Here is a 19418-nt window from a genome sequence, read left to right as displayed (position 1 = left end):
GGAGTGGAGACATGCACGACGAATTCCTGTGCCATGTCACGGCGTACGGAGTCTGCGACGGCCGCCGTATCGGCGTGCCGCTCGGCACCTATCGCGCGCCGACGCTGGCGCTCGCGCTGTGGTGGTTACGGGACCGAGCGTTATGGATGGCCGAGCGCCTGGATCCGCGACCGGACAGCCCGCACGTTCCGCCCGGCGCCCTCGTACCGGTCGCCGACACCGTCCCCGACGTCCCCGCCCTGCTGCGGGCCTGGTGCGCCGATGTCGACCATCAGGAGTTGGTGGCCGACGAGTTGGCGGGCGGACGGCTGGTGCGGGTCGCGGTGAGCGACGAGACCACCGAGTACGAGCTGCTCGCCGAGTCCGTGGACGCGCTGCGCATGCAGCGGACGGTTCCCGCGCTCGTCCTCCCGGTCGGCTGACGTCCGCCCGCCGCGGCACCGGCGCCGCACGCGGCTCGCAACCCACTGGGCGTACAGGGGTGCGAATCGATAGAATTCCGGCATGGTGGAGCGGCCGGTCGCCCCGACTGCGCCCGAACTCGTGCTGGAGACCGAGACGGGCTCCACGGTGTTGATCCCGGGCCACGCCTATCACGTCGGCCGCGACCCGCTCAGCGACATCGTGATCGACGACGCCCGGGTCTCCTGGCGCCACGCCGTGCTGCGGCCCGACGGCGACCACTGGACCCTCACCGACGAGCAGAGCACCAACGGCACCTGGGCCGACGGTCGCCGGGTCCGGGAGTGGGAGGTCGGCCCCGGCAGCGTGATCCGCTTCGGCAGCCCCACCGACGGCCCGAGCGCCGTCCTGGCGCACCGGCCACCACCGGTCCCGGAACGCCCGTCGGCGGTGTCCAGGCCCGACCGGACCGGCACCTTCCGCCGCCCCACCACCGTACGGCCGCTGCCCGCCCGTACCGTCCGCATCGGCCGCGCCGGCGACAACGACCTCGTCATCGAGGACCTGGTCGTCTCACGCCGGCACGCCGAACTGCGCGCCCTGCCCGACGGCACGTACGAGATCGCCGACCTCGGCAGCCACAACGGCACCTACCTCAACGGCTTCCCCGTCTCCGTCGCACCCATCGGGCCCGGGGACATCGTCGGCATCGGCCACTCGGCGTTCAGCCTGGTCGGCGACGAACTGCAGGAGTACATCGACACCGGTGAGGTCTCCCTCGACGTCCAGGACCTCACGGTCGCCGTCGACCGCGGCCGCAGGATCCTGCTGGACCACGTGTCGTTCCCGGTGGGGGAGAAGTGCCTGCTCGCCGTCGTCGGGCCGAGCGGCGCCGGGAAGTCCACCCTGCTCAACGCGCTGACCGGCCAGCGCCCCGCCGACCACGGCACGGTCGTCTACGACGGCCGCGACCTGTACCACGACTACGCCGAGCTGCGTCAGCGCATCGGTCTCGTCCCGCAGGACGACATCCTGCACGCCCAGCTCACCGTCCGCTCCGCCCTCGTCTACGCCGCCGAACTGCGCTTCCCCCAGGACACCGCCCGGACCGAGCGCCGGGAGCGGGTCGAGGAGGTCATCCGCGAGCTGGGCCTCGAACAGCGCGCCACGCAGCCGGTGCACAGCCTCTCCGGCGGCCAGCGCAAACGGGTCAGCGTGGCACTGGAGTTGCTCACCAAGCCGTCACTGCTCTTCCTCGACGAGCCGACCTCCGGTCTCGACCCCGGCATGGACCGGTCGGTGATGCACATGCTGCGCGGCCTCGCCGACGACGGCCGCACCGTCATCGTCGTCACGCACAGCGTGCTCAGCCTCGACGTCTGCGACCGGCTCCTGGTCCTCGCCCCCGGCGGCCGGATCGCCTACTACGGACCGCCCGGGGACGCCCTGTCCTTCTTCGGCTTCACCCAGTGGCCGGAGGCCTTCGAGGCCTTCGAGCGGGACCAGGACCGGGACTGGGCCGGGGAGTACCGGGGCTCGTCGTTCCACCGGCGGTACGTGGTCAACTCCAGCGCCCAGCCGCGTCTGCCGCGCGAGGGCCCGGTCATCCTGCTGCCCCCGCCCCGGCCCCGCAGCCGCGTCGCCCAGCTCGGCACCCTGGTCCGCCGCTACACGGCCGCGCTCGCCGCCGACCGCACCTTCCTGGCCATCATGATCGCCCTGCCGTTCGTGATGGGCGCCATGGCCCGCGCCCTGGCCGGCGGCGAACTCACCCGGGACACCGCCATGAACGCGCTGCTGATCCTGTGCGTCGGCGGCGTCCTGACCGGCGCGGCCAACGCCGTGCGCGAACTCGTCAAGGAACGCGTCATCTACCGGCGGGAGCGGGCCGTCGGCCTGTCCAGATCGGCGTACCTGATGTCCAAGGTCGTCGTCCTCGGCACGATCACCGTCGTCCAGGCGGTCGTCCTCACCCTCGTGGCGCTGCTCGGCGTCGACCTCAACGCCCCCGGCGGCCAAGGCGTGCTGATGCCTCCTCTGATCGAAATCACCGTCGCGGTGGCCCTCCTGGCGTTCACGGCGATGATGCTCGGCCTGGTGGTATCCGCGCTGGTGCGCAAGGAGGAGGTGACGATGCCGCTCCTGGTGCTGCTCGCCATCGTCCAAGTGGTCTTCTGCGGAGCCCTGTTGAAGCTCGACGGAGTGCCCGCCCTGCAGCAGCTGTCCTGGCTCGTGCCCTCGCGGTGGGCGCTCGGCGCGATGGCCGGCACCATCGGCCTGTCCCGGATCGTGCCGGGTGACATCACGGGCGACCCGCTGTTCGAGCACTCGGCGGCGGTGTGGCTGCTCGACGTGGGCATGCTCGTCGTGCTCTCGGCCGTCTTCGGCTTCGCCGTCTCCCGGCTGCTGCGGCGGCACGAACCCGCCGTGATGCGGAAGTAGGCGCTGCCCATGACGAGCCCCGGCTTCCGGCCCACGCATGTCGTCCCCCAGCAGGGCCTGCCCGCCTGGGAGGCGCCCGACCCCGCCCGGCCCACCGTTCCCCTGGACGCGCTGCTCCCGGTCCGGCTCCTGGAGCGGCGCGGCGACTGGGGGCACGTGCTGTGCGCCAACGGCTGGGAGGCCTGGGTGGACGGCCGCTGTCTGGTCGCCGTACCCCAGGACCCGCCCGCCGCCGACGGACCGCCCACGACCGTCGCCGACCCGCGGCCCCTGCTCGCGCGGGCCGAGGAGGACCTCGCGCGCTACCGGGCCGCGGTGGAGGAACTGGCCGCCGGCAGCCTGGACGGCGAGTCGTTCCGCCGCCGTACACAGGGGCTGCGGACCGGGCTGGTCGTCGACGGCGAGTCCGTGTGGCTGTACGACTCCGCCCAGGGGTGCTGGGTCTACGGCGACGGCACCCGGCTGAGCACCTACGCGACCGACCACGCGCCCGACGCCACCGGAGGCACCGGGCACGCCACCACCCGGGCCCCGTTCGCCGACGGAGGACCCTGATGGGGACCAGCGCGTTCTCCGGGCGGCCCTCCGACCTGATCGGCCGGCAGGTCGCCGGGTACCGCGTCGAGCGCGAGATCGGCCGGGGCGGCATGGCCGTCGTCTTCCGCGCGCGGGACCTGCGCCTGGAACGCACCGTCGCGCTCAAGCTGCTCGCCCCGGAACTGGCCCGCAACGACACCTTCCGTAAGCGCTTCACCCATGAGTCCCGGGTGGCCGCCGCGATCGACCACCCGCACATCGTGCCGGTCTTCGAGGCCGGCGAGACCGAGGGTGTGCTGTACATCGCCATGCGCTACGTGGAGGGCAGCGACCTGCGGCACCTGCTCGACCGGCAGGGCCCGTTGCCGCTGGCGACGGCCGTCCGGATCGCCGCACAGGTCGCCTCCGCGCTGGACGCCGCCCATGACCACGGGCTGGTCCACCGTGACGTGAAGCCCGGCAACATCCTGGTCTCCCGGGGCACCGACAGCGACCACCCCGAGCACGTCTACCTCACCGACTTCGGCCTGACGAAGAAGTCGCTGTCCCTGACCGGGTTCACCACCGTCGGCCAGTTCGTCGGCACCCTCGACTACGTCGCCCCCGAGCAGATCTCCGGCCGCCCGGTCGACGGCCGCTGCGACGTGTACAGCTTCGCGTGCGTCGTCTACGAGACCCTCGCCGGGCATCCGCCGTTCCGCCGCGAGGAGGACATGGCCCTGCTGTGGGCCCACCAGGAGGACGAGCCGCCCCCGCTCACCGAGTCCCGCCCCGACCTGCCCCCACCGGTCGACGCCGTGTTCGCGAAGGCCCTGGCCAAGAGTCCCGACGACCGCCACGACACCTGCCGCGCCTTCGTCGCCGCACTGCGGGCCGCGGGGCGGGGCGACCACGGCGCCGGCCACCCGCGGACGGAGGTCGTCGGCCTCCCGGCCACCCCACCGAACCCCCCGGACTGGGCCCGGCCGGTCTTCCGCGACCGTCGGACCTGACCCGGAGGCGGCCGCCGTCAGCTCCGGGCCGTGGACGGTCGCGGTCGGTCAGCTTCGGCCCGTGGACGGCCGTGGTCGGTCAGCTTCGGCCCGTGGACGGCCATGGACGGTCGCCGTCGGTCAGCTCCGGCCCGGCGGCGGTCGGGTCTGGCCCCGTCGGTGCACCGGGCGTGCCAGCAGGGCGCCCAGGAATCCGGTGACCAGCCCCCACAGGGCGGCCAGGCCGAGGGCGGACCACACCTCGGGGTGCAGGGACAGGTCTCCCGAGAGACCGGCGAGGTCGTTGATGCCCAGCACGGTCAGGCCGTAGTGCGCCGAGACACGGCCGACCAGACAGATCGTCAGCACCGTGAGCACCAGCGCCACCGCCATGTGCACGGCGTGCCGCCAGGCGCGCATCCTCGCGGGGGAGCGGGCCGCCATCACGAACGCCGCTCCGAGCAGCAGCACCGCGTCCACCACGACGAGCCACCACACCCGGCCGTCGTACTCGGCCATGGTGCTCAGGTTCAGCGCGGCGGTCTCCTCGCCGCGCAGCACCTGGTCCAGCACATGCGGCATGGGCAGCCCGAACGGGCCCTCCACCCGGCCGTTCCAGGTGGCGCCCAGCCCGATGGTGAACGCCGGCCACACCAGGTTGGGCAGCCCGAGGAGGACCACCGCCAGGGTCTCCGGCGCGTGACCGCGCGTCGCCGCGACGACCAGGGCGACGACCAGACCCACGGCGACACACGTGAGCAGCAGCCCGACCATCGCGTACGCGGCCGGCCGTACCGACTCCTGGAAGCGCAGCAGCCGGGCCGGCAGCGGCGCCCCGCGCGAGACCAGCAGCGCCAGCAGCAGCACACCGGCCAGCCACAGCAGCCCGATCACCAGCGTGAGCGGTACGTCCGTGGTGAAGCCGACCTCAGGGTGGACGCCGAACAGGTCGCCCAGGTCGTTCAGCGTGTCGTCGCCGAGGGAGACCTCGAAGGTCTGCCGGGCGGCGAGCGCCAGGGCCAGCAGACCGAGCAGCCACACCACGGCGATCCGGGCCGCCCAGCCGGCCAGTTCCCGGGCGCCGGCGACGGCCCGGTGCCGCAACGGCCGCAGGAACCCGGCGGCGACGACGAGCGCCCCGACGAGGGCCACGGACAGCGGAATCACCGTCAGACCAGCCTGGGTGTCGGCGAGTCCGCCGGCGTTCCCGGACAGCTCCACACTGCCTCCGACGGCCGTGACGACGGTCGCGGCGACCACTCGGGGAAACGCGTCCTGCGGCAGGTCCGAGGCCCCCGCCGCCCACAGCCCCAGCGCGGCCACGACCACCATGGCCGCCAGCCCGGCCAGCGCCACGCCGACCGCGCTCACCCAGCCGTGGCGGCGGACCGCCCGGTCGGAGCTGTGACGGCCGACCGCCTGGTCGGAAGGGGTGTGCGGGCTCACCCTGCCACGCTAAGCAGCACCCGGAGCGCCCGCCTGTCGAGCGGGTCCGTCCGCGTCCGCTTGCGGGCGGCACCCGACCGGAGCACACAATGAAATCGATGTGGCAGAAAGCGGCGCATGTCCGAAGTGGGGGGACATCACGCTCTGCGTGGTCGGATGAGACCGGTCGGACGAGCGCCGCGGGACACCCACTTCGGGAGTGCGTGTGAGCGTCGAACCTCCGTCCTCCGGCCGCCCCACGGGACCGCCCTCCGGCCCTCTCTCGGGCCCCCCGCAGCCACCCCCCTCGGGACCGCCCGCCGAACCACCCGGCGGTGTGTCCTCCGGCGGTTCCTCCGGCGGTTCCTCGGGCGGCACCTTCCCGCACGGCGAGCCCGAACCGGAGCCCGAACCCGAACCCGAACCGGACGCCGGCCGGCCGTGGTGGAGATCCGCACCCCGTCTCGCCCTGCTCTCCACCGCCGTCGTGGCCGCGGTCGCCCTCGCCGTCGTCCTCACCCTGCCCGGCAGCGGCGGCTCGGACCGCGCCGGCAAGATCTTCACGCTGGCCGCGGCCAACACCGGCCCGGACCCCTTCACCGAGTCCACCGCCACCGACAGCACCACCTCGACGGCCTCCCCCGCCCCTGCGCAGGGCCAGGCCGAGCCCGCGAGCAACACCCTCAAGGGCGTCGACGGCGCCGCCCCCGGGGTGTACGGCGGCACCCGCAAAGTGGCCAGCTGTGACGTGGAGAAGCAGATCAGGGCCCTCCAGGCGGATCCCGCCAAGAACCAGGCGTTCGCCTCCGTGGCCGACGTGCGGCCGGCCGAGGTGCCCGCCTACCTGCGGTCGCTCACCCCCGTACAGCTGCGCATGGACACCTGGGTCACCAACCACGGCTACCGCGACGGTGCCGTCACCACCTACCAGGCCGTCCTGCAGGCCGGCACGGCCGTCCTCGTCGACGAGTACGGCGTGCCCCGGGTGCGCTGCGCCTGCGGCAACCCGCTGTCCAAGCCCATCCCGCAGCGGACCGAGCCGGAGCGCACGGGCGACACCTGGCCGTCGTACAGCCCCACGAAGGTCGTCGTGGTCAGCCCCGCCCCGACGCCGGTCAAGGAATTCGTCCTCTACGACCCGGACCACGCCCACCACTGGTTCGCCCGTCACCGGGGCGACACGGCAGGCGAGGAGGACCGGCCCGCCCCCACGCCGAAGAAGCCCCTGCGGTTCGTGATCATCACCCCGCCGCCGACGGGCCCGTCCCGCTCCGGCGAGTCCCCTTCGGGGTCGCCGTGCGACCCGAAGCGAGACCGCTCCTGCGCGTTCTCCGAGTCGCCGAGTTCCTCATCGCCGTCGTCCGAGTCCCCCGGTTCCGAGTCCTCGAAGGACGAGCCCTCGAAGGACGAGTCTTCGAAGCCCGAGCCTTCGAAGGAAGAGTCCTCGAAGCCCGAGTCCTCGAAGCCCGAGTCCTCGAAGCCCGAGTCCTCGAAGCCCGAGTCCTCGAAGCCCGAGCCCTCGAAGGACGAGTCCCCGAAGGAAGAGTCGCCGGAGGAGACGCCGCCCCCGCCGTCGCCCGAGCAACCGGAGCAGTCGGAGCAGCAGGAGTCGCAGAGCGCGCCTGCGGACACGGCCTCCAACGCTCCTCCTCCGGCCCCCGAGTCGAACGCCGACTCACCCGCCATGTGAGGCACCCCATGCCCTCGGCGCACACGGGGTGCCCCGGACGGGGACTGCGCCGCGCGGCACGGGGTACGAGCACAGGTGCAGCAGCGTCCGGCCAGTCCGGCTTCCCAGAGAGAAACGCATGATCGAGCACCTGGACGGGGCAGTGATACCGACTGGTTTCGACGTACCCGTGGAACCCCTGCGGCGAGCGGCGCACTTCACCGGTGAACCGGGATGCATCGCCGAGGCCCGCAGCTTCGCCGCGCACTTCGTCGACCAGCTCAGGACCGAGTGGTGCGCACGCATCGGCGAGCGTGCGAGCGGCGAGGTGATGCTCGTCGTCAGCGAACTGGTCACCAACGCCGACCGGCACAGCAACGGCCCGTACATCCTGGAACTGGAGGGCACGGACTCCGCCGTGACGGTCTGCGTCTACGACAGCAGCGACGCACTGCCCCTGCGGTTCCCGAAGGACCCCGAGCGGGTCGGCCGGCACGGGCTGGAGATCGTGCACGCGCTGGCGGCCGAGGTCACCGCCGAGCGCGTACCGGTCGGCAAGCGCGTCCGCGCCCGGCTCACGCTCGGCGAGTGACCTCCGCGGGTTCTCCTTCTCTCAGGCGCAGCCCAGCTCGCCCAGCATGCCCTGGCGCAACCGGGTGATGATCCGCTTGATCAGGCGGGAGACATGCATCTGGGAGCAGCCGAGCCGCTCGCCGATCTCCGCCTGGGTGGCCTCCTCCACGAACCGCAGATGCAGGATCTGCCGGTCGCGCTCGCTGAGCTCGGCCATGAGCGGGGCGAGCGACTGGAAGTCCTCGACCAGCCGCAGCCCGTCCTCCTCCACGCCGATGAAGTCCGCGAGCACCGCCTCGCCGTTCTCCGGGCCGTCGCCGGTGAGCGCCGCGTCGAGCGAGGAGGAGTTGTAGCCGTTGGCGGCGATCTGCGCCTCGACGACCTCGTTCTCCGGGAGGTTCATCAGCGTGGCGAGCTCCGCCACGGTCGGCTCCCGGTCGAGGCGGCTGGCCAGCTCGTCGCGCGCCTTGGCCAGCTCCACCCGCAGCTCCTGCAGCCGCCGCGGCACGTGCACCGCCCAGGTGGTGTCCCGGAAGAAGCGCTTGATCTCGCCGACGATGTACGGCAGCGCGAAGGACGTGAACTCCACCTCGCGGGAGATCTCGAACCGGTCGATGGCCTTGATCAGGCCGATCATCCCGGTCTGGACGATGTCCTCCATGTCGTCCCCGCGCCCCCGGAACCGACCGGCCGCGAACCGCACCAGGGACATGTTCATCTCGATGAGCGTGTTGCGGGCGTACTGGTAGTCGTGCGTGCCCTCTTCGAGTTCGGTCAGCCGCTTGAAGAACTGGCGGGACAGCTCCCGTGCGTCGCGCGGAGCCACGCTCCGCGGGTCCTCGACTCCCGGCAACGATGCTCCACCCGTGCTGGTCCTGGCGCTGTCCTCGACGACCTGAGCCTCCGACCCGATCACGGCGGTGTGCATTACCTCTCCCCACGAAAGTCACGGTTCGACGTCTTCTGTTCTCGTTCCGTGAGCGGACGCGCATGGGCCCGACCCGCTCACGGGGGCGGGTACCCCGAGTTCGCCGGGCCATGCGTCATGAAGGGAACGGCTCACTCCGCGCGCCGACCGGAAGCCACCGCTCCGCTGCTTTCACCGCAGGCGGAACGCAAGGCCCTTCCCGCCGCGGCCCGGACTCCTAGGCTGGAGCGGTGAGCAACCGAGCGCCGAACCAAGCCCGAGTGATCCCGCTGCGCCCGCCCGCCGAGCGCCCGGCCCCCGAGCGGTCCGCCGCCCCCAGAGATCCCCTCTGGCGGGACCTGGTCGGAGACGTCCTGCGCCGCGAACGCCAGGCCCAGGAACGCACACTGAAGGACGTGGCCGACGAGGCCCGTATCTCCATGCCGTATCTGTCCGAGGTGGAGCGCGGCCGCAAGGAGGCATCCTCGGAGGTCCTCGCGGCCGCCGCCCACGCCCTCGGCCTGAGCCTCGGCGACCTGTTGGCCCGCGCCCAGGGCGAACTGGTCCGGCTCGACAGCCGGCGCCCCGGCCGCAGCCGTACGACGACCACCTCCTCGTACGACGGTCTCTGCCTGGCCGCCTGACGCACCGGCGCGGACCGGCGTCTCACACCGTCGCGAGACGCCGGCTCAGCACCTCGTCGGCCAGCCCGTACGCCACCGCCTCCGGTGCGGTGAACACCTTGTCGCGGTCCATGTCCGCGCGCAGGGTGCCGAGGTCGTGGTGGGTGTGCCGGGCGAGCACCTCCTCGACCTGGGAGCGGATGCGGACCATTTCCTTCGCCTGCAACGCCAGGTCCGAGACCGTGCCCTGGCGGCCGCCGCTGGCCGGCTGTCCGAGCAGCACCCGTGCGTGCTCCAGCACGAACCGGCGGCCCGGGTCCCCGCCCGCCAGCAGCACCGCCGCCGTGGAGGCCGCCTGCCCGACGCAGAACGTGGAGATCGGCGCCTGCACGAACGTCATCGTGTCGTAGATCGCCATCAGCGAGGTGAACGAGCCGCCGGGGGAGTTGAGGTAGATCGCGATCTCGCTCTCCGGGGCCGCCGACTCCAGATGGAGGAGTTGCGCGATGACGACGTTGGCCATGCCGTCGTCGATCTCGGTGCCGAGGAAGATGATCCGCTCCGACAGCAGCCGGCTGAACACGTCGTAGGACCGCTCGCCCTGCGGGGTGCGCTCGACGACGTTCGGAATCGTGTAGGTCCCCATGTCACAGCCCCATCCGTCGCTTGGAGGCGGCCGGGCGGACGTCGGCGAGGGACTCCACCACCCGGTCCACCATGCCGTACTCGCGGGCCTCCTCGGCCGTGAACCAGCGGTCGCGGTCGCCGTCGCGGGAGATGGTCTCCGGGGACTGCCCGGTGTGCTCGGCGGTGATCCGCTCGATGGTCCGCTTGGTGAACTCCAGGTTCTCCGCCTGGATCTCGATGTCCGCGGTGGTGCCGCCGATCCCGGCCGACGGCTGGTGCATCATCACGCGGGCGTTCGGCAGCGCGTACCGCTTGCCGGGCGCGCCGACGCTGAGCAGGAACTGGCCCATGCTGGCCGCGAACCCCATCGCCAGCGTGGAGACGTCGTTGGGGATCAGCCGCATCGTGTCGTAGATGGCCAGCCCCGCGTGCACCGACCCGCCCGGGCTGTTGATGTACAGAGCGATGTCGGTGCGCGGGTCCTCGGCCGAGAGGACCAGCAGCTGTGCGCAGACCCGGTTCGCGGACACCTCGTCGACCTGGGTGCCGAGCAACACGATGCGCTGGGCCAGGAGCTGGGCGGCGAGATGGTCGTCGAACCGGCTGGGCGGGGTGTCGCCCTCCTCGGCCCGTGGCGCGAACGTGGTGAGCGGAGTCATCGGTTCTCCTCGTGGTCGTGGCGCGTGGTCGCGCGGATCCCGTCGACTCCACTCTTGACCTCGGACGACTCCGGCAGCCGGTTTCTCTGCCCGGGGCAGATTCGCCACGGGCAGAGGCATGTCCCGGTGACGTCAGCCCGTCTCGCGCAGCTGCCGGAAGAACGCCCGTACGTCGTCCACCAGCAGATCGGGCTCCTCCATGGCCGCGAAGTGGCCGCCGCGGTCGAACTCCGTCCAGCGCACCAGGTGCTCCGTCCGCTCCGCCCGCGGCCGCAGCGGGATCTGCGGTTCCGCCGGGAACAGCGCCAGCGCGGTCGGCGCGGCCGACGGCTCCCGCGGCGCGGCCACCCGGCCGGAGGTGGCGTGCTGCCGCTCGTAGTAGATCCGCGCGGACGAACCGGCCGTCCCCGTCAGCCAGTACAGCATCACATTGGTCAGCAGCCGGTCCCGGTCGACGGCCTCCTCCGGCAGTTCCTCGGAGTCCGTCCACTCCCGGAACTTCTCGATGATCCACGCGAGTTGGCCGACCGGCGAGTCGGTGAGGCCGTACGCCAGCGTCTGCGGGCGGGTGGCCTGCTGGACGTAGTAGCCGGTGCCCTCCGAGGAGAACTCCACCCACCGGCGCCACGACCTGAGCGTGTGCTCCCGCTCCCCGGGGCTCATGGCGCGAAGCTCCTCGTCCGTGGGCTCCCGGGTGGCCTGCGCCCCCGGCAGCAGGTTCAGATGCACGCCGATCACCCGGTCGGTGTGCGCGCGGCCCAGTTCGCGGGAGATCGCCGCGCCCCAGTCGCCGCCCTGGGCCCCGAACCGGTCGTAGCCGAGCCGGGCCATGAGCTCGGCCCACGCGTCGGCGATCCGGGCCGCCTCCCAGCCGCTGCCGGTGACCGGTCCGGACAGCCCGAACCCCGGGAGGCTCGGTACGACGACATGGAAGGCGTCGGTCGGATCCCCGCCGTGCGCCGCCGGATCGGCGAGCGGCCCCGCCACGTCCAGGAACTCGACGACCGAGCCGGGCCAGCCGTGGGTGAGGACCAGCGGGGTGGCGTCCGGCTCGGGGGAGCGGACGTGGGCGAAGTGGACGTTCGTGCCGTCGATCGTGGTCGTGAACTGCGGCCACTCGTTCAGCCGCGCCTCGGCCGCCCGCCAGTCGTAGGTGTGCCGCCAGTGATGGACGAGGTCCCGCAGATAGCCGGTCGGTACGCCGTACGCCCAGCCCGTCTCGGGCAGCCCCCGTGGCCACCGGGTCCGGTCCAGCCGTTCGTGCAGGTCGTCGAGGTCGCTCTGCGGGATGTCGAGACGAAAGGGCCGGATGCCGCGGTCGGCGCTGGATGACGTCATGCACCGGATGCTAGTTCCGCACCCGGCACGCCCGTCCGGATGAATCCCGGGCCCGACCGATGAGTTCCGCGGCGCGGACCGGTCGACACTGATGACCGCGTTCCACGCCCAGGAGGTACTCATGACCACCGACGGATTCACCACGTGTCTCTGGTTCGACGGCCAGGCCGAGGAAGCCGCCCACCACTACGTGTCGATCTTCAAGAACTCGAGCGTCGGGCACGTCGCCCGCTACACCGAGGCCGGACCGGGCCCCGCCGGAACCGTCGTGACCGTGGAGTTCACCGCGAACGGACAGAAGTTCGTCGCGCTGAACGGCGGCCCGGAGTTCAAGTTCAACGAGGCGATCTCCTTCCAGATCGACTGCGCCGACCAGGAGGAGGTCGACTACTACTGGAACAAGCTGATCGAGGGCGGCGGCGAGCCCGGCCCCTGCGGCTGGCTCAAGGACAGGTACGGCGTGTCCTGGCAGGTCGTCCCCAACGTGCTCAACACCATGATCACCGACCCCGACCAGCAGAAGGCCGCCCGGGCCATGAAGGCCATGCTCTCCATGGGCAAGCTCGACATCGCCGCCCTGCGGCAGGCCTACGACGGCGCGTAGGAGCCCCGCCGACGAGGGCGCGCTAACGGGTCTCGGCCAGGATCTCCCCGATCACATGCCGGGAGTTCTCCGCCAGCGGCGGATTGGTCTCCCAGTAGTACGGCAGCTGGATCAGCGAGATCGACAGGGCCCAGCCCCGGCCGCGCGCCCACTCGTCGTCGTCCGCGCCGACCGCCGCCCGGAAGACACCGCGGGCCGAGGCGGGCAGCAGATTCCAGGCCACGATGAGATCGACGGCCGGATCGCCCACGCCCAAACTGCCGAAGTCGATCACCGCCGACAGCCGGCCGTCCGCGACCAGCACGTTCCCGGGCGACAGATCACCGTGCGCCCACACCGGCGCCGCCGTCCGCCCCGGCACTCGCAGCGCCTCCTCCCACAGGGCCGTGACCGCGTCGGTGTCGACCCGCCCCCGCAACTGCGTGATGGCGTCACGGGTGAACGCGTCCCGCTCGCGCAACGGCACACCCCGGTGGTTCGGGGGCCCGTCCTGTACGTCGACCTCCCGCAGCCCGGCCACGAACGCCCCCAGGTCCGCCGCCAGCAGCTCCGGCTCCTCGACGGCCCCCGCCACCGGATTACGGCCCTCCAGCCAGCGGTAGACGGACCACGGCCAGGGGAAGCCCTCGCCCGGCCCGCCCTCCGCCAGCGGCACCGGCGCGGCGACCCGCAGACCCGGGCCCAGCCGGGCCAGCCAGCGCTGCTCGTGCGCCACGCTCTCCACGGCGCCGGGATGCCGCGGCAGCCGGACCACCTTGTCGGTGCCCAGCCGGAACATCGCGTTCTCGGTCCCGGAGGACGGCAGCCGCTTCACGGACAGCCCCGCCCACCGAGGGAACTGGGCGGCGATCAGCCGGCTCACCAGCGAGGCGTCGAGGTCGACCTCGTCCGGGCGCATCTTCATGGCACACATGCCGCTCATTCCAAGCGATCAACGCCCGTGCCGTCCAACGAAATTGCCGTCACCGGGCGCACGCGTGCGGCGGCTCCCGCCCCCGGGTGAGCCGGGAGCGGGAGCCGCCGCGGAGACCTCAGACCCGGTCGGCCGCGATCAGCAGGTACTGGAAACTGCCGTTCTTGTAGGCGGTCAGGAACGTTTCCTCGATGCCGGTGACCAGATGGTCGGCCTGCCGGCGCAGCTCCCAGTAGGGGATGGCCGCCTCGGTCAGGTCCTCCACATGGACCGGCACCAGCCGGTTGCGGGCCATCGCCCGGAAGTAGGCCGAGCGGGGATGGATGTCGCAGATGTAGTGGGCGTTGATGAGCGACACCTCGCGCGAGGCCTGCCCGTAGGTGTCGTTGTAGCAACCGGTGATGGTGACGTAGCGGCCGCCGCGGCGCAGCAGCCGGGCGTGCTCGCCGAACAGCAGGTCCAGCTCCACGTACATCGTCGACTCGTTGTTCCACGAGGCCGCGTACGCGCCCGTCTCCAGGCCGGTGTCGAGCATGTTGCGGTGGTGGTAGCGCACCTTGCCGTCGATGCCCCGCTTGCGGGCCTGCTCGTTTGCGAACTCGGCCTGCTTGGCGGAGATCGTCACCCCGTCCGCGTGGCAGCCGTAGCGCAGATGCGCCGTGACACTGCCGCCGCCGCGTCCGCAGCCGGCGTCGAAGACGCGGTCGGACGGGGTGAGCGGGCCGAGGCGAGTGGCGAGGAGTTCGGCCTGGGCGTGCTCGAGGCGGTGCAACTCGGTGGTGATCAGCTCCTTGCGCAGGTCCGGATCGGGCTCGTCGAGCACGGACCAGTCGGCGTCACCGACGCCGTAGTGATGGTGGTAGAGATCGTCGATCCGGCCGAGTTCGAGGTTGACCGGGTTCTCCTCGGCGTTCCAGTAGTCCGCGACCCGGTTCTGGTAGATCGACTGGGTCGGCAGCTGCAGCGGCGCGGTGAGGGCGTCCGGGGTCATGGTCAACGGTGACTCCTTGCGGTGCTGTACATGATGTCGTGTCAAAAGGTCGCGGATCACCAGTAGTTGGGCAGGTGATAGCGGTGGGTGTTGGTCGCGTGCCACTCGTGGTTGCCGGCCACCCAGTCCGACAGACCCTGCAGATAGCGCGCGACGAGCGGCGAGGTCGCGGCGAGCACGGCCGACTCCTCCTCGAAGGCGTCCATGATCTGGTTGTGGATGTCGACCGACTTCAGATAGGCGGCCTTCAGCCCGCGCCGGTCGTTGGCGGCCACGACCTGCGGCAGGTTGAGATGGGTGGGGTCGGCCGCCAGCTCCTTGGTGAAGGAGTACAGGTCGTTGACGATCGTGGTGGCGTTGCAGGCGAGCGCCGTGACGCGCTGGATCTCCGGGCGGGCGTAGAGCTGCTCGGGCAGTTCGTAGCCGTCGATCGCGTCGACGATCGACAGACACGGCCGGAAGTTGTTGAACTGCCGCATCGCCAGGTACTCCCAGATCCGCGGCACGTACCGGGTCTCCCCCCAGGCCGCCTCGCCGAGATAGCCCAGGTGCAGCCGTGCGATGTCGTGCACGAACCGGTCGGTCTGGCTGGGTGTGGCCACGGCGGCGTAGTCCTTGATCGCCCAGTGGTACGAGCGCAGGGGACCGTCGGCCTGCACCCCGCGCGCCCACTCCTCCTGGAGGTCGGGCGGCCCGTGGTAGGGATCGAGCGCCGACTGGGCGATGATCAGCCGCCCGCCGAGACCGCTGCGCGAGCCGCCCTTGTCCTCGTCCTCCTCGCAGTAGCAGTTGTCGACGATGTTCTCCGCCAGCAGCAGCTTGCCGGCCACCGTCAGACGGTCCAGATCGGCGGCGCCCGGATGCTGGAGCACCACGGCACGGCCGAACTGGAACCCCGCGAAATCCCCGTCCCAGGCCGCCGGGAACAGGTCCAGCAGCCGGGCCCACTCCTCCAGACGGCGGTCGATCTCCGCGGCCTTCTCCGGGTCGGCCGGAGCGACCTCCCGGTACCGCAGCCCGGGGATCGCGCCGCCGCGCCGGGCCCGCCCGGCGGCCAGGCTCGGCGGGCCCGGCAGCGTGTACCCGGTGCCCGTGGGCGTGCTCATCGCGAACTCCCCGCCGTCACTCGGCCGTCCGGCCGATCTGCACGTTCTCCAGGACCCCGGCCGCGTCGGGCACGAGCAGCGCCATCGAGTAGTAGGCGGTGACGAGGTAGCGGATGATCGAGTTGGGGTCGATCCCCATGAACCGCACGTTCAGGCCGGGCTGGAACTCCTCGGGGATACCCGTCTGGTACAGGCCCACCACGCCCTGGTCGGCCTCGCCGGTGCGCAGCGCGATGATGCTGCTGGTGTGCTGCTCACTGATCGGGATCTTGTTGCACGGGAAGATCGGCACACCACGCCAGGCCGGGATCTCGTGCCCCTCGACGGTGGCCGTACCCGGCACCAGACCGCGCCGGTTGCACTGCCGGAAGAAGGCCGCGATCGCCTTGGGGTGGGCGAGGAACAGCTTGGTCTTGCGCCGCATCGACAGCAGCTCGTCCATGTCGTCGGGGGTCGGCGGCCCGGTGAAGGTGCTGACGCGCTGTCCATAGTCGATGTTGTGGAGCAGTCCGAACTCCCGGTTGTTGACCAGCTCCCACTCCTGGCGCTCCCGGATCTCCTCGACGGTGAGCCGCAGCTGTTGCTGCGTCTGGTCCATCGGGTGGTTGTAGAGGTCGGCGACCCGGGTGTGCACCTTCAGCACGGTCTGCGTCAGCGACAACTCGTACTCGCGCGGCGAGAGTTCGTAGTCGACGAAGCCCGCCCCGATGGTCGGCTCGCCCGTGTGTCCGGCCTGCAGCGGCAGATCGGCCTCGCCCTTGCGGTTCATCGGCCGCCCCTGCTGCGCGGCGTACGCCTCGAGGTGCGCGGCGAGCGACGGCACCCGGCCGACGAACTCCCGCAGCACGTCCCAGGGCAGCGCCAGCAGCACACCCGAGGTCTCCGCGCGGACCGAGGTCAGCCACAGCGGGTCGTCCTGGCCGACGGCCTCCTCGCCGAGCTGGTCGCCGCCGGAGACGACCCCGACGATCTCCTCCTCGCCGTACTTGCCGGCCGTGAAGCGCGTGAACCGGCCGTGCACGACGAGATAGGCCTCCGTGACCGGCTGCCCGGCCTCGAAGATTACCTGCCCGGGCCGGACCTCCCGGGTCTGGAAGCGGGAGGCGAGCTCGCGCAGGGTCCCGTTGTCGGAGTAGCCGCGCAGCACGCGGAGCTCGGTGAGGGTCTCGGGGATGACCCGGACGTGGTCGGCGCCGTTCTGCTCGAACTGCACCCGGCCCCGGCCGACCTTCAGTTGCAGACGCCGGTTGACCCGGTAGGTGCCGCCCTTGACGTCGACCCACGGCAGCGCGCGCAGCAGCCAGCGCGAGCTGATCGCCTGCATCTGCGGTTCGGACTTGTGGGTGGTGGCGAGCTGGCGGGCCGCCTGGGTGCTGAGGCTGGTGAGCTGACCGTCGGCCGAGGGCTCGGGAGCGGGTTCGTCGAGCGCGGGAGCGGTGGCGCTGTCCGGTGTGGACACATTCTCTCCAGAGAGGTGCGCGGAGCTGAGCGGATGGATGGTGAAGATCGCCTTCGGTGATCCGCAGGCACCAGCCAAACACCCTCTGTGACGGACGGGTACGGCGCGAAGGGGGCGGTTTCACGTGTCACGGGTGCACCGCGGGGCGGAAGGCGCCGAAGACGCCCCACGCGCGCTCTGGTGTCCCGCAAGCGCTTCCGAGCGCCGTGATCAGGAGGATTGGGAGAGATCGTTCACCAGAACGGCGGAACCGTCGAAACGGCCGGCGCTCAGGTCCCGCAGCGCCCGCGGGGCCGCCGACAGCGGGTACGCGTGCGTGGTCGCGCGGACCCCGAGCCGGGCCGCCAGCGTCAGGAACTCCCGTGCGTCGGCCCGGGTGTTGGAGGTGACGCTGCGCACTTCCTTCTCGTAGAACAGCTCGCTCTCGTAGCGCAGCGGCGGCACGTCGCTGAGGTGGATCCCGGCGATGGCCAGCACCCCGCCCCGGTCCAGCGCGCGCAGCGCGACCGGGACCAGATCGCCGACCGGTGCGAAGAGGACCGCGCTGTCCAGGGGCTCCGGCGGCATCTCGTAGGCGTCCCGCGCGGACGCCGCCCCCAGCTCCAGCGCCAGCTGCCGCGCCGCGGCCCCGCGCGTCAGCACATGCACCCGGGCGCCCTCGGCCAGCGCCACCTGCGCGCACAGATGGGCGCTGCCCCCGAAGCCGTAGAGCCCGAGGCGCCCGCCCGGCGGCAGCGCGGCCCTCCGCAGCGCCCGGTAGCCGATGATGCCCGCGCACAGCAGCGGAGCGAGCGCCACGTCGTCCAGGTCGCCGGGCAGGGGGTGGGCGAACGCGGCCGGTACGGTCGTGTACTCGGCGTAGCCGCCGTCGGCGTCCCAGCCGGTGTACGCCGAGCGGGGGCACAGGTTCTCGGCTCCCCGGGCGCAGTACCCGCACTCCCCGCAGGTGTGCCGCAGCCAGGCCACGCCCACCCGGTCGCCGGGCGCGAACCCGTTCGCCGCGTCGGCCGGCCCGGCCACCACGCCCACCACCTCGTGCCCGGGCGTCACCCCGGGCCGGCGCACCGGCAGGTCGCCCTCGGTGACGTGCAGGTCGGTCCGGCACACCCCGCAGGCGCGCACCCTCACCAGCAGCTCACCCGCGCCGGGTACCGGCACCGGCCGGTGCACCAGCCGCAGGGGGTCGCCCGTCACGGGCCCCGGATCGGCCACCGCCCACGCGCGCATCGTCCCGTCCGTCATGACCCGCCCCGTCCTGCCGGAGACCGTCCCCTCCCAGTCTGTGCCGGAGGGGCGCGCTCGGCGCGCGCGCCGACGGGCGGGTGACTAGCGTGAGGAACCGGACAAGTCGTCTCATCGGAAGGGCCGCCGTCATGGCCGTGCAACCAGAGGGAACCCCGTGCTGGGCCGACGCGATGTTCAGCGACGTCGAGGGCGCCAAGAACTTCTACGGCGACGTCCTCGGCTGGACCTTCGGCGAGGCGTCGTCGGAGTACGGCAACTACACGCAGGCCTACTCCGAGGGCAAGGCCGTCGCCGCCGTCGTCCCGCCGATGCCGGGGCAGGAAGGCCAGTCACAGTGGTGCCTGTACTTCGCCTCTCCGGACGCCGCCGCGACCGCGGCGAAGATCCGCGCGCACCACGGCGAGGTGCTGATGGAGCCGATGCAGGTCGGCGAGTTCGGCACGATGTGCCTGGCGCGGGAGCCCAGCGGCGCCGTGTTCGGCGTGTGGCAGGCGGGTACCCACGAGGGCTTCGAGGCGCAGGCCGTGCCCGGTGCCTACGGCTGGGCCGAGGTCTTCACCCGTGAGCCCGAGAAGGCGGACACGTTCTTCTCCTCCGTCTTCCCGTACAGCGCGCGGCAGATCGAGGACGACAACGTCGACTTCCGCATGTTCAACGTCGGCGACACCACGGTCCTCGGCCGGATGAGGATGACGGAGGAGTTCCCGCCCGAGGTGCCCTCGTACATCAACATCTACTTCGTCGTCGACGACTGCGACGACGCCGTCGCCAAGGCGACCAAGCTGGGCGGGATCCTGCGCTTCGGACCGATGGACAGCCCCTACGGCCGGTTCGCGGCCCTCAGCGACCCGCAGGGGGCGAGCTTCTCGGTGATCGACCTCGCGAACACGCAGGGTGAGCTGCCGCAGACCAGGCCGGTCTGACCGA

18 protein-coding genes and 1 pseudogene are annotated in these 19418 nt (G+C 71.9%); 9 read left to right on the top strand and 10 right to left on the bottom strand.

Annotation, left to right across the window (positions count from 1 at the left end; translation table 11 throughout):
- The first annotated feature begins 11 nt into the window (after positions 1-11).
- From ACIRF9_RS27255 to ACIRF9_RS27240, 4 genes are all read left to right on the top strand, one after another.
- The gene (locus ACIRF9_RS27255) at positions 12-422 is read left to right on the top strand and encodes a hypothetical protein (protein ID WP_403827330.1); all 411 of its coding nucleotides are present in this window, start codon (positions 12-14) and stop codon (positions 420-422) included.
- Between the two features lie 82 nt (positions 423-504).
- A complete protein-coding gene (locus tag ACIRF9_RS27250; RefSeq protein ID WP_403827328.1) occupies positions 505-2844 on the top strand; it encodes an FHA domain-containing protein in 2340 nt (779 codons plus the stop codon).
- Positions 2845-2853: 9 nt separating this feature from the next.
- Positions 2854-3399, top strand: coding sequence for a hypothetical protein (locus ACIRF9_RS27245; RefSeq protein WP_403827326.1), 546 nt, complete (start codon positions 2854-2856; stop codon positions 3397-3399).
- Entirely contained in the window at positions 3399-4373 is a 975-nt protein-coding gene (locus ACIRF9_RS27240; protein ID WP_403827324.1) for a serine/threonine-protein kinase, read from the top strand. Before ACIRF9_RS27245 ends, ACIRF9_RS27240 begins: the two co-directional genes overlap by 1 nt.
- Before the next feature lie 120 nt (positions 4374-4493).
- Here the strand turns inward: ACIRF9_RS27240 and ACIRF9_RS27235 are convergent, their stop codons facing one another.
- Entirely contained in the window at positions 4494-5798 is a 1305-nt protein-coding gene (locus ACIRF9_RS27235) for a streptophobe family protein (protein ID WP_403827322.1), read from the bottom strand.
- A gap of 205 nt (positions 5799-6003) precedes the next feature.
- Here ACIRF9_RS27235 and ACIRF9_RS27230 point away from each other — a divergent pair.
- A pseudogene (locus ACIRF9_RS27230) lies at positions 6004-7251 on the top strand (DUF6777 domain-containing protein); the annotation flags it as partial.
- Between the two features lie 334 nt (positions 7252-7585).
- Positions 7586-8038: an ATP-binding protein gene (locus ACIRF9_RS27225; RefSeq protein WP_403827320.1), complete on the top strand. Its 453-nt coding sequence runs from the start codon at positions 7586-7588 to the stop codon at positions 8036-8038.
- 21 nt (positions 8039-8059) lie between these two features.
- Here the strand turns inward: ACIRF9_RS27225 and ACIRF9_RS27220 are convergent, their stop codons facing one another.
- Positions 8060-8947: an RNA polymerase sigma factor SigF gene (locus ACIRF9_RS27220; RefSeq protein ID WP_403827318.1), complete on the bottom strand. Its 888-nt coding sequence runs from the start codon at positions 8945-8947 to the stop codon at positions 8060-8062.
- 230 nt (positions 8948-9177) lie between these two features.
- Here ACIRF9_RS27220 and ACIRF9_RS27215 point away from each other — a divergent pair, with 230 nt between their 5' ends.
- Complete coding sequence (locus ACIRF9_RS27215) at positions 9178-9570, top strand: helix-turn-helix domain-containing protein (protein WP_403827316.1); 393 nt, start codon at positions 9178-9180, stop codon at positions 9568-9570.
- A 22-nt stretch (positions 9571-9592) separates the two neighbouring features.
- Here the strand turns inward: ACIRF9_RS27215 and ACIRF9_RS27210 are convergent, their stop codons facing one another.
- The 3 genes from ACIRF9_RS27210 to ACIRF9_RS27200 form a co-directional block, all read right to left on the bottom strand.
- Positions 9593-10195, bottom strand: a complete 603-nt coding sequence (locus ACIRF9_RS27210; protein WP_403827314.1) for a ClpP family protease — start codon at positions 10193-10195, stop codon at positions 9593-9595.
- Position 10196: 1 nt separating this feature from the next.
- Entirely contained in the window at positions 10197-10835 is a 639-nt protein-coding gene (locus ACIRF9_RS27205) for an ATP-dependent Clp protease proteolytic subunit (RefSeq protein WP_403827312.1), read from the bottom strand.
- Between the two features lie 132 nt (positions 10836-10967).
- Complete coding sequence (locus ACIRF9_RS27200) at positions 10968-12173, bottom strand: epoxide hydrolase family protein (RefSeq protein WP_403827310.1); 1206 nt, start codon at positions 12171-12173, stop codon at positions 10968-10970.
- A gap of 121 nt (positions 12174-12294) precedes the next feature.
- On the opposite strand from ACIRF9_RS27200, the gene ACIRF9_RS27195 reads away from it, so the two are divergent.
- The gene (locus tag ACIRF9_RS27195) at positions 12295-12777 is read left to right on the top strand and encodes a VOC family protein (protein WP_403827308.1); all 483 of its coding nucleotides are present in this window, start codon (positions 12295-12297) and stop codon (positions 12775-12777) included.
- 22 nt (positions 12778-12799) lie between these two features.
- Here the strand turns inward: ACIRF9_RS27195 and ACIRF9_RS27190 are convergent, their stop codons facing one another.
- From ACIRF9_RS27190 to ACIRF9_RS27170, 5 genes are all read right to left on the bottom strand, one after another.
- Positions 12800-13690 carry an aminoglycoside phosphotransferase family protein gene (locus tag ACIRF9_RS27190; protein WP_403827306.1) on the bottom strand — a complete coding sequence of 297 codons (891 nt, stop codon included), beginning with the start codon at positions 13688-13690 and terminating at the stop codon, positions 12800-12802.
- 118 nt (positions 13691-13808) lie between these two features.
- Positions 13809-14681: a geranyl diphosphate 2-C-methyltransferase gene (locus ACIRF9_RS27185; protein ID WP_403827747.1), complete on the bottom strand. Its 873-nt coding sequence runs from the start codon at positions 14679-14681 to the stop codon at positions 13809-13811.
- A 56-nt stretch (positions 14682-14737) separates the two neighbouring features.
- Positions 14738-15787 carry a family 2 encapsulin nanocompartment cargo protein terpene cyclase gene (locus ACIRF9_RS27180; protein WP_403827304.1) on the bottom strand — a complete coding sequence of 350 codons (1050 nt, stop codon included), beginning with the start codon at positions 15785-15787 and terminating at the stop codon, positions 14738-14740.
- A 16-nt stretch (positions 15788-15803) separates the two neighbouring features.
- Complete coding sequence (locus tag ACIRF9_RS27175; protein ID WP_403827302.1) at positions 15804-17246, bottom strand: family 2B encapsulin nanocompartment shell protein; 1443 nt, start codon at positions 17244-17246, stop codon at positions 15804-15806.
- A 210-nt stretch (positions 17247-17456) separates the two neighbouring features.
- On the bottom strand, positions 17457-18473 hold the full coding sequence (locus tag ACIRF9_RS27170) for a zinc-binding alcohol dehydrogenase family protein (RefSeq protein ID WP_403827745.1): 1017 nt from the start codon (positions 18471-18473) through the stop codon (positions 17457-17459).
- Positions 18474-18619: 146 nt separating this feature from the next.
- Between ACIRF9_RS27170 and ACIRF9_RS27165 the strand changes: the two genes are divergently transcribed.
- Positions 18620-19414, top strand: coding sequence for a VOC family protein (locus ACIRF9_RS27165; RefSeq protein WP_403827300.1), 795 nt, complete (start codon positions 18620-18622; stop codon positions 19412-19414).
- Positions 19415-19418: the final 4 nt, after the last annotated feature.

Origin of the sequence: Streptomyces sp. NPDC096132 (assembly GCF_044763345.1) — a bacterium.
GTDB lineage: Bacteria > Actinomycetota > Actinomycetes > Streptomycetales > Streptomycetaceae > Streptomyces.
Note: the sequence above shows the minus strand (reverse complement) of the source record. Positions and strands in the feature narration are given on the sequence as shown.